This is a genomic window from Gemmobacter lanyuensis (assembly GCF_014652355.1).
Classification (GTDB): domain Bacteria; phylum Pseudomonadota; class Alphaproteobacteria; order Rhodobacterales; family Rhodobacteraceae; genus Gemmobacter; species Gemmobacter lanyuensis.
Map to the genome: position 1 here is coordinate 18285 of NZ_BMYQ01000021.1, position 8986 is coordinate 27270.

Below are 8986 nucleotides of genomic sequence, written 5' to 3' on the forward strand. Positions count from 1 at the left end.
CCGGTTGCATCTGGCGCCGGGGTGGCTATCTCTGCGCCAGATGCCAAACCCGAGGTGCGTGATGCTACGTTTCCCCCTGTCGCTTCTGTTTGCCCTGGGCGCAGCCACGGCGTCCCATGCCGGGGATCTGGTGACGTGCAAGACATCGCTGCGGGGCGAGGTGCAGGAATTCGCATACGATCCCGACAGCCCGGCCTTGAAGGAAAGCCGGGGTCTGCGGGAAAAGCTGGCCAATGCGACGGGCGAAATCACCTGTCCCGGTCTGGTCACGCTGCGGGCGCTGACGCCCGAGCTGACAGATGCCGACCGGGGACCGTTCTGCCTGCAATGGGACGGCAAACTGAACACGTATCTGGGCTATGACCTTGGCGCACGGGATGCCTATCTGTCGTGCCGCACCGTGCGTAAGCAATTCTGCCAACGGGTGAGCGCGTCGAAACAGGCGGCAGGCAAACTGGGGCAGGCGGCCAAGGGGCTGGCCGTCGATGCCGGCACCGAGGCCGTTCTGGGCGCTGCGGGTGTGGCCGGGGTGCAAGGGCCTGCCACGCTGATTGCCGAACATCTGATTTCGCTGGGGGCCACCGCCGTGCAAGGGGTCGGCGCGACGGCTGCCCTTGGTGCGGTTGCCGTGACCGCGGTTGCCGTGGGAGGTGCGATTTACGTCTGTTCCGATGATGGGGCCGCCCCGGCGGCGCTGCAACCTGCCCCGCTTCTGAAACCCGGTGAGGTCGCGCCCGGATCGGAACTGCCCAAGGGAGAGGCCATCATCACCGTGACGCCCGTACCCGCGCCTCAAACGCCCCCATCTCAAACCCCGGCGCCGCAAACGCCCGTGCTGCCTGCCGATTAAGGCAGCATCTGCAGCCAGACCGGAATTGTCAGCACGGAAATCAGGGTGGCGAGCAGCACAGAGGATGCGGCCACCCGCTTTGCCGCGCCATAGCTGTTGGCAAAGAGATAGGCATTCACCCCCGGCGCCATTGCCCCGGTCAGCACGGCCGACCGCAGCTGCGCCGTGGTCAGGTCAAAGACCTGCGTGCCAAGGCCCCAGGTGATCGCCGGATGCAGCACCAGCGACAGCACGATCACCAGCGCAATCGCGCGCCCGTCGCCTTCGGGGCGATAGCGCAACAGCACGCCCCCCAGCCCGAAAAGCGCGCAGGGAATGGCCGCCCCGCCGATCATCTTCATCGCGCCCCAGACAAAATCCGGCAGCGGCAGCCCCGTCAGGTTGATCGTCAGCCCGACGGCGATGCCCTGCACCATCGGCTGCGTCGCAATCGCGCGCAGCACCTGCCGGGCGACCTGGCCCGCGGGCAGGCCCTGCCCGTGGCTGCGCGCCAGCTCCATCGCCAAAATCCCCGCGGCATAGAGCATCGGCGAATGGATCGAGATGATCGCGAAATTGGCCGAGAGCGCATCGGCGCCATAGGCGCGTTCGGTGATCGCCACGCCCAGCAGCAGGGAATTGGAAAACATCCCCGCAAAGCCGATGGCGACCGCATCCGTGGCCGGCCGCCCCAGCAGCCGCGCGCCAAAGAACCCCGCAGCGAAGCCCGCGAAGGCCCCGGCATAAAAGCTCAGGAACAGGCCCGCATCATAGCTGGCCCCCAGATCAAGCCGCCCGATCGACAGCGCCAGCAATACCGGCACCGCAACCCCTTGGGCAAAGCGCATCAGCGCATCGACCGCCGGGCCATCCATCACCCCGCGCCACGCCGCCACCCAGCCCCCCGCAATGATCAGAAAGACCGGCAGGACGACGTCGAGCGCCGCCGTCATGCGGGCAGCTCGATCGTCAATCCGTCATGGGCAGGGGTGACATGGGCCGGAAGCTCGGTCAGCAGCGTCGCATAGTCGAGATCGAGGTGCATATTCGTCAGCACCGCCCGCCGGGGGGCGGCGCGGGCGATCCATTCCAGCGCAAGGTCCAGATGGGCATGCGTCGGGTGCGGTTTGCGACGCAGGGCATCGACCACGAAGACCTCAAGCCCCGAAAGCTGTGGCCAGCTGTCCTCGGGGATTTTCACCGCATCGGGCAGATAGGCCAGACCCCCGATCCGGAACCCCAACGCATCAATCGATCCGTGATCGGCGGCGAAGGGGGTCAGCGTGACCGGCCCGCCCGCACCTTCAACGGTGAAGGGCCCCTTGATGCTGTGCAGATCGAGGATCGGCGGATAGGGGGAATCGGCCGGTTGCACAAAGGCATAGGCAAAGCGGTCGAGCAGCGATTCCTGCGTGGGGCCATCGGCCCAGACCGACAGGCGGCGGCGCAGGTTGAAGACGATCTGGCGCAGGTCGTCGATGCCGTGGGTATGGTCGGCATGGGAATGGGTATAGGCCACCCCGTCCAACTCGCCCACCCCGGCATCCAGCAGCTGTTCGCGCATGTCGGGCGAGGTGTCGATCAGCACCCGCGTCACCCCCGCCGGTCCGACCCGTTCCACCAGCATGGAACAGCGTCGCCGCCGGTTGCGCGGGTTCGTCGGGTCACAATCGCCCCAATCTCCGCCAAGGCGTGGCACGCCCCCCGAAGACCCGCAGCCCAGAATCGTGAAACGATACATTACGCGGCCCCGTGCTGCGTGGCGGCCTTGGAAAACAGCCGGTCAAAATTGGCGGTGGTGGCGGCGGCAAATTCCTCGGCCGTCAGGTTGAACAGCGCGGCCCCCGTCTTGGCCGTATAGGCGGTGTAGGCCGGTTCGTTGCGTTTGCCGCGGAAGGGGACCGGCGCCAGATAGGGGCTGTCGGTTTCCAGCAGGATGCGGTCCAGCGGGGCGGCGGCAAAGATGTCGCGCAGCTCTTGTGATTTCGGGAAGGTCGCGATGCCCGACATCGACAGATAGAACCCCAGATCCAGCGCCGCACGGCCCAGTTCGGCTGAGGACGAGAAGCAGTGCATCACGCAGCTGTAAGGCTTGGTGCGATAACCCTCGGTCAGGATGCGGGCCATATCGTCATCGGCGGCGCGGGCATGGATGATCAGCGGCAGCCCGGTTTCCTGCGCGGCCTCGATATGGACGCGGAGCGAGACCTTCTGCACCTCGGCGCTGTCGGCGGTGTAGTGGTAATCGAGGCCGGTTTCCCCGATGCCCACGAATTTCGGATGCTGCGCCAGGGCGACCAGTTCGTCCACCGTGGCCATCGGCTCTTCCGCCGCGCTCATCGGGTGGGTGCCAGCGGCGTAGAACACGCCCTCATGCGCCTCGGCGATGGCGCGTACGCGGGGTTCATGGCGCAGGCGGGTGCAGATGGTCACCATGCGGCGCACCCCGGCAGCGCGGGCGCTGTCGATGATGCGGGGCAGTTCGCCCTCAAAATCCGGGAAGTCCAGATGGCAGTGGCTGTCGACGATTTCGGGCGGGGTCATGCGTCACCTAGCGGCGAGCGTGGCCGCCGTCTGTTCGATCTGGAGGAACATATCCATGAGAAGCGCGGCAGGGTCAAGGTTGACCGCCTTGCCGCGACGCGCCCGCGACGAAAGGCTTTGCGCCAGATCGGCCCAGGCACGGGCGGCCCAGGGGTCCGGCGACAGCCGCGCCAGCAACGCGGCCTCATTCCGGCAGGCTTCCGGCGGGGTCTGGCCCAGGGTGCCGCAGCGCGCAAGCCGGGCGAGCATCAGGTCAAGCAGCGTCACCACCAGATCGAACCGCGCCTCATTCCCCTTGCCGCTGCCGGTTTCCGACAAGGCAATCGCGCGGGGGCGATCCATGCGCGGCACGCCTGCAAAGAGCGCGATCAGGTTTTCATAGATCGCAAGGCCATCAAGATGGATCAGGCGCAGCGCCTCACCCACCGACCCGCCGGCGAGTTCGGCAAGTGGCTGGGGGTCTTCGACAAGGGTTCCGGCATTTTCCAGCGCGCGGGCCATATCCCCGGGCGCAAGCGGATGCAGCCGCAATTCGCGGCAGCGCGACCGGATCGTCGGCAAAAGCTTGAACGGCTGGTGCGAGATCAGGAAAAAGGTCACGCCCGCGGGCGGCTCTTCCAGCAGTTTCAACAGCGCATTGGCCGCGGCGGTGTTCAGGTCATCGGCGCTGTCCACAATGGCCACCCGCCGCCCGCCATCCGCCGCCGAGAGGGCGAAGAAGTCCTTGAGCTTGCGGACCTCCTTGACCAGGATTTCCTGCGCGGGGGCCTTTTCGCTTTCGTTCAGGCCCCGGCGCAGCAGATAGCAGCGGGGTTCCGACAGCGCGGCCATGCGGCGCGCGACCGGGTGGTCGGCGGGCACGTCCAGCGTGGTGGGTTTGGGCGGGGCGAACATGCCGCCATCGTCTTCGGGCGTGGCCAGAAGGAACCGCGCAAGCCGCCAGGCCAGCGTCGCCTTGCCCACCCCGCGCGGCCCCGTGACCAGCCAGCCATGATGCAACCGGCCCGCATTGAAGACCGACAGAAATTCATGTTCGGCCGCGCCATGCCCGATCAGCGCCGGGGTTTCCCGTGGATGGGGCGTGCCTTCGATGCGGTCGGGTTCGGGAAAATCGCCCAGAAAGACTGATGGCATCCTAAAGACCCAGATGCCTGAACACCGCGTCCTGCACTGCGGCCGCGACCTCTGCTTCGGGGCGGGCGCCGTCGATCACGCGAAAGCGCGCAGGCTGGGCTGCGGCCAGCGCCAGAAACCCGGCCCGCATGCGGCGCTGCATGTCCAGCCCCATATCCTCGAACCGCTGCTCTGTTCCCTTGCGGGCCATGGCGCGGGACAGACCGACCTCGGGGTCAATGTCGATCAGCAGCGTCAGATCAGGTTCCACCCCGATCATCAGCGCGTGAAGCGCATCGACCGTGCCCGCCAGATCGCCCCGCGTCATGCCCTGATAGATGCGGGAGCTATCGGCGAAACGGTCGGTGATGACGACCTCGCCGCGCGCAAGGGCAGGGCGGATGGTCTTTTCCAGATGATCGCGCCGCGCGGCGGTGAAAAGCAGCAGCTCGGTTTCCGCCGACCAGCGGTCGGGCTCGCCCTCCAGCACAAGGCGGCGGATCTCTTCGGCGCCGGGGCTGCCGCCGGGTTCGCGCGTCAGAAGGGCCGCGCGGCCAGCCGCCTGCAGCGCCGCGGCAAGACGCCGCGCCTGCGTGCTTTTGCCAGATCCGTCGATCCCCTCGAAGCTGAGGAAACTGCCCCCCATCAGCTTGCCGGGGCTTCGGCCGGGAAGAACCGCTTGATCAGAACCTGCGCCGCGGTGGTCAGCTTCTTGCCGAAGCCGCCCTTGGGCACATCGGCCTCGGCCACCAGGGGCACGCGCGCCTCGGGCAGGCCGGGGATCTGCACGACCAGTTCCGCGACCTGATCCCCCTTGGCGATCGGGGCCTTCAGCGGGCCGGTATAGGCGACCTCGGCCGTCATCTGATCGCGCGCAGCCACCGGGATCAGCCGGGCCACATCCTCGGCCGGGACAAGGCCCACGGTCTCGGCGTCACCCATCCAGACCTCGGCCTCGGCGACACGGGTACCGGCCTTGGCGATGGTCTTCATGGCATATTCGCGAAAGGCCCAGCTGGCGATACGCTCGCTTTCTTCCGCGCGGGCCTTGTCCGAGGGGAGGCCCGCGATGACAAAGACGATGCGCCGCCCGTTGTCCTGCACAGCCGAGCCGACAAGCCCATAGCCCGCTTCTTCGGTATGGCCGGTTTTCAGCCCGTCGGCCTTCCAGTCGCCGCCCTTGATCCGCAGCAGCGGGTTGCGGTTCTGGCCATTGGCCGGAACGCGGCCCTGGTAGTTATATTCGGTCAGCGCGAAATAGGAGTAGTATTCCGGGAATTCGGTGATCAGCCGCACCGCGAGAAGGCCGAGGTCATGCGCGCTCATCCGGTGGTCGGGGTCGGGCCAGCCCGAGGCATTGGCGAAGGTCGAATGATCCATGCCCAGTTGGCCTGCGCGTTCCGTCATGCGGCGGGCGAATTCCTCTTCGCTGCCAGCCATGCCTTCCGCCACCACGACGCAGGCATCATTGCCCGAATTGATGATGATGCCATGGATCAGCTCATCCACCGTCGGGCGGTCGTCAGGTTTGACGAACATCTTCGACCCGCCCATCTTCCAGGCCTTTTCCGACACGGCGAAAGTGTCGCTGGTCTGGTAGCGGCCGTCATGCAGCGCCTCGAACAGCATGTTCAGCGTCATGAGCTTGGACATCGAGGCCGGCGGAATGGCGGTATTGGCGTTCTTGTCCAGAAGCACGGTCTGCGTGGTCAGGTCATAGACCCATGCCGCAGTGGCCTGTGTTTCAAAGGCCCATGCGGGCGCTGAGCCAAGGAGGAAGGCAAGGGCGAGGCTGAAACGGCTGAACATGCTTTGGTCCTTTCGCGGTCGGGCCGCCCGGGGGCGCGGCCCGCTGCGGTTACTTGATGATATAGGCGTCGGTGAAGCCCAGGGATTTCACCTTTGCGAGAAGGGCCGCCTTGTCGGCGCCCGAGGCCGTCACCGACCAGTGATCCTTGCCCTGCGTCTGGCCTTTGCGGAGGGTGGCCGAAACCCCGGCTTTCGACAGGGCGTCGGTCGCGCGCTTGGCATTCGCCTCGACCGAGAAGATGCCGATCTGCACCAGATGCGTGCCCGAGGCGGCGGGTTTCGCCGGGGTCGCGGCGGCTTTGGCCGGGGCAGGGGGCGCGGCCGGTCTGGCTGCAGCGGGCGCCGGCGTTGCGACGCCGGGCTTGACGGGCGCGGCACTGACGCTGCCAGCCTTGATGGTTCCCGCCTTGATGCTGGCGCCGGGCGGCGCGATGGGGGCGGGCGCGGATGCAGCGGGCTTGGCCAGCACCGCCGCAGTGTCCTGGGCCACGGCCGCGCCGGGCAGCGTTTCGGCTGCATCCAGAATGGGCTTGGTGGCATCAGTCTTGGCCGCAGCCTCTTCGCGGCGCAGGGCCGTCACCTGGATCTTCACCGGCTGCCCCGCAAGAACCCCCAGGGCCGTCGCCGCGTCCGACGAAATCTGCAGTCTCGGGCCGGGGTTTTCCCGCTCGCGCCGGAACAGGGCGCCGATGACGAATTTGCCATTGGCCGGGTTTCGCAGGATCACCCGTTCTGGATCGGTTGCATCGGGTGCGGCGACCCAGACCCCGCCCAGCGAGGGACGGCCATCCCAAAGCGCGGTATCGGTGGTCTGGAAAATTTCGGGCGCCTCGACATCCCGGTCGACCAACTTGACCGAGGTCGCAGGCTTGCCGCTTGCGGGTGCTGCCGAGGGGGCAGGCGTCGCCCCGCCGCCCAAGCCCTGCACGCAGCCCGCCAGCGTCCCCGCCGCACAAGCCGCCACGATCAGACGTCTGACCCGTTCACCTGCCATATCAAGCCCCTAATGCCGCGCGCCTTCTTGCGGGCTGCGCTGTCTGAGAACATCTTCTGCGGGATGCCCCGTGCCTGCCACCTGCGACACGAAGAACCCTCCGCGTCGCGTTGCGCGGCATCATAGCGACAGCGGCGGAGTGAGGGAAGGGTGCAGCGACAGGCCCGGACAAATCGGCACAATGCCGCGCGACCCGTCGCCGGGCAGCGCGACGGCAGCCCACTGGACCTTGCCTCCGGTTCACGCTAGAAGACGCCAAGGTCCAGCGGACCGAAGGCAGGAAGTGTGGCCGAGTGGTTTAAGGCTCTAGTCTTGAAAACTAGCGTGCGGGGAACCGTACCGTGGGTTCGAATCCCACCGCTTCCGCCAGAAAAAATCCCCTAAGTGTCTGAAATTAAACGATAAACCGGGAAAATTAGTGTGCTGTTTTGTGTGCGCTTCGCCAACTTGATGCACGGTTTGACATACAATTTGCGCGCATGGCATCTTGGAAAAATAACCAAGAACCGGGGATTCGTCCATGTCGATCATGTTGCGGGGCCAAACCTACTACCTCCGCAAGCGGGTTCCTGTAGCCGGACAAAAATACTGCACCAGAACCTATTCATTAGGTGCAACGCTCACGATGGGCCCACCGCGGTCGATCAGCCCATGCATGAGCGCTGGCTCAGGTCTTGAGTGACCAATTGGAAACCAGCAGCTCCGCCCGTGCTCCGGCGCTGTCGTTACCTGTCCTGGCGATGGTATAGCTCGTCCGCACCTCGGTCAGATGGAAGCAGCCGAAGATCTCCCGGATCTCGGGAACGTCATTAATCGACATGATGAAGCGCCCCTTTAGGTTGCTCACAAGCCCCGCCATGTTTCCGAAATCCTCCCGGCTGAACAGGGTGCGGCCATAGTCCCCCTCGCACCCCCAATAGGGTGGGTCGAGGTAGAACAGCGTGCCCTCCCGATCATAGCGCGGGATAAAATCGGCCCAGTCGAGGCATTCGATCATCACCCCCGAAAGACGACTATGCAGGTCCTCGAGCATGGGCTCTAGCGTGGTCAGATTGAAGCGTGCTGACCGTTCGGCCGCGACACCGAAGTTACGTCCCGATACCTTGCCACCAAAGGCAGTGCGCTGCAGGTAAAGGAACCGCGCCGCCCGCTCCAAATCGGTCAAGGTCTCCGGATTCGTCTCGACCAGGCGGTTGAACTCTGCGCGGGTCGTGAGCTGGAACCGAAGCGTGTCGAGAAACTGGGGATAGTGGCGCTGCAGGATGCGAAACAAGTTCGCAATGTCGCGCCCCTTGTCATTGATGAACTCGGCCCGCGGCCGCGTGGTGCGGCGCAGGAAGATACCCCCCATTCCCACGAAAGGCTCTGCATAGGCAGAGCACTGGGTTGCATCGATGATAGCGCAAATCCGTTTAGAGAGATTGCGCTTGCCGCCCAACCAGGGTGCGACGGGCTGGACTTGCGAAACTGGAATGAGGACTGAATTCATGATTGCTCCAAGGTTCAGACCATAGGAACATAACGAGAACAAGTCGGGCAATCCACTCTGTTGCGCGACATTAGGGCAATCGCATGGGTGAAGCACCAATGGCGTTTAAACTCTTTGCAGCCGACATTAACGAGGCTTGTGGATTGAAGCTCTGTATCGACCCAGTGAAAATCTGCTCATGCTACAAAGGAGACGGTAGCGATGAGTG

General features: G+C 65.4%; 9 protein-coding genes and 1 tRNA gene. 2 read left to right on the forward strand and 8 right to left on the reverse strand.

Annotated features, from left to right (window positions below; genetic code table 11):
* Nucleotides 1-61: 61 nt before the first annotated feature.
* Nucleotides 62-850 (forward strand): hypothetical protein, encoded by a 789-nt coding sequence (locus tag IE101_RS18895; RefSeq protein ID WP_189635406.1) that lies wholly within the window; start codon nt 62-64, stop codon nt 848-850.
* Here the strand turns inward: IE101_RS18895 and IE101_RS18900 are convergent.
* Genes IE101_RS18900 through IE101_RS18930 form a run of 7 tightly spaced genes read right to left on the reverse strand, consistent with a single transcriptional unit; the run spans nt 847 to nt 7289 of the window.
* Nucleotides 847-1782, reverse strand: a complete 936-nt coding sequence (locus IE101_RS18900) for an AEC family transporter (protein WP_189635407.1) — start codon at nt 1780-1782, stop codon at nt 847-849. The genes IE101_RS18895 and IE101_RS18900 overlap by 4 nt on opposite strands.
* On the reverse strand, nt 1779-2570 hold the full coding sequence (locus IE101_RS18905; protein ID WP_189635408.1) for an MBL fold metallo-hydrolase: 792 nt from the start codon (nt 2568-2570) through the stop codon (nt 1779-1781). Before IE101_RS18905 ends, IE101_RS18900 begins: the two co-directional genes overlap by 4 nt.
* Entirely contained in the window at nt 2570-3373 is an 804-nt protein-coding gene (locus IE101_RS18910) for a TatD family hydrolase (protein ID WP_189635409.1), read from the reverse strand. Before IE101_RS18910 ends, IE101_RS18905 begins: the two co-directional genes overlap by 1 nt.
* A gap of 3 nt (nt 3374-3376) precedes the next feature.
* Nucleotides 3377-4507, reverse strand: a complete 1131-nt coding sequence (locus IE101_RS18915; RefSeq protein ID WP_189635410.1) for a DNA polymerase III subunit delta' — start codon at nt 4505-4507, stop codon at nt 3377-3379.
* Between the two features lies 1 nt (nt 4508).
* A complete protein-coding gene (gene tmk / locus IE101_RS18920; RefSeq protein ID WP_189635411.1) occupies nt 4509-5132 on the reverse strand; it encodes a dTMP kinase in 624 nt (207 codons plus the stop codon).
* Nucleotides 5132-6295, reverse strand: a complete 1164-nt coding sequence (locus tag IE101_RS18925; protein ID WP_189635412.1) for a D-alanyl-D-alanine carboxypeptidase family protein — start codon at nt 6293-6295, stop codon at nt 5132-5134. The genes tmk and IE101_RS18925 overlap by 1 nt, the downstream gene beginning before the upstream one ends.
* A 49-nt stretch (nt 6296-6344) precedes the next feature.
* Nucleotides 6345-7289 (reverse strand): SPOR domain-containing protein, encoded by a 945-nt coding sequence (locus tag IE101_RS18930; RefSeq protein WP_189635413.1) that lies wholly within the window; start codon nt 7287-7289, stop codon nt 6345-6347.
* A 279-nt stretch (nt 7290-7568) separates the two neighbouring features.
* Here IE101_RS18930 and IE101_RS18935 point away from each other — a divergent pair.
* Nucleotides 7569-7658: transfer RNA gene (locus tag IE101_RS18935), tRNA-Ser, on the forward strand.
* A 298-nt stretch (nt 7659-7956) separates the two neighbouring features.
* Here the strand turns inward: IE101_RS18935 and IE101_RS18940 are convergent.
* A complete protein-coding gene (locus IE101_RS18940) occupies nt 7957-8778 on the reverse strand; it encodes a DNA adenine methylase (protein ID WP_189635414.1) in 822 nt (273 codons plus the stop codon).
* Nucleotides 8779-8986: the final 208 nt, after the last annotated feature.

What these genes read in the sequence shown, in the direction of transcription:
- IE101_RS18895 (WP_189635406.1), top strand. Translation starts at nt 62, where the DNA reads ATGCTACGTTTCCCCCTGTCGCTTCTGTTTGCCCTGGGCGCAGCCACG.
- IE101_RS18910 (WP_189635409.1), bottom strand. Translation starts at nt 3,373, where the DNA reads ATGACCCCGCCCGAAATCGTCGACAGCCACTGCCATCTGGACTTCCCG.
- IE101_RS18905 (WP_189635408.1), bottom strand. Translation starts at nt 2,570, where the DNA reads ATGTATCGTTTCACGATTCTGGGCTGCGGGTCTTCGGGGGGCGTGCCA.
- IE101_RS18930 (WP_189635413.1), bottom strand. Translation starts at nt 7,289, where the DNA reads ATGGCAGGTGAACGGGTCAGACGTCTGATCGTGGCGGCTTGTGCGGCG.
- IE101_RS18940 (WP_189635414.1), bottom strand. Translation starts at nt 8,778, where the DNA reads ATGAATTCAGTCCTCATTCCAGTTTCGCAAGTCCAGCCCGTCGCACCC.
- IE101_RS18925 (WP_189635412.1), bottom strand. Translation starts at nt 6,295, where the DNA reads ATGTTCAGCCGTTTCAGCCTCGCCCTTGCCTTCCTCCTTGGCTCAGCG.
- tmk (WP_189635411.1), bottom strand. Translation starts at nt 5,132, where the DNA reads ATGGGGGGCAGTTTCCTCAGCTTCGAGGGGATCGACGGATCTGGCAAA.
- IE101_RS18900 (WP_189635407.1), bottom strand. Translation starts at nt 1,782, where the DNA reads ATGACGGCGGCGCTCGACGTCGTCCTGCCGGTCTTTCTGATCATTGCG.
- IE101_RS18915 (WP_189635410.1), bottom strand. Translation starts at nt 4,507, where the DNA reads ATGCCATCAGTCTTTCTGGGCGATTTTCCCGAACCCGACCGCATCGAA.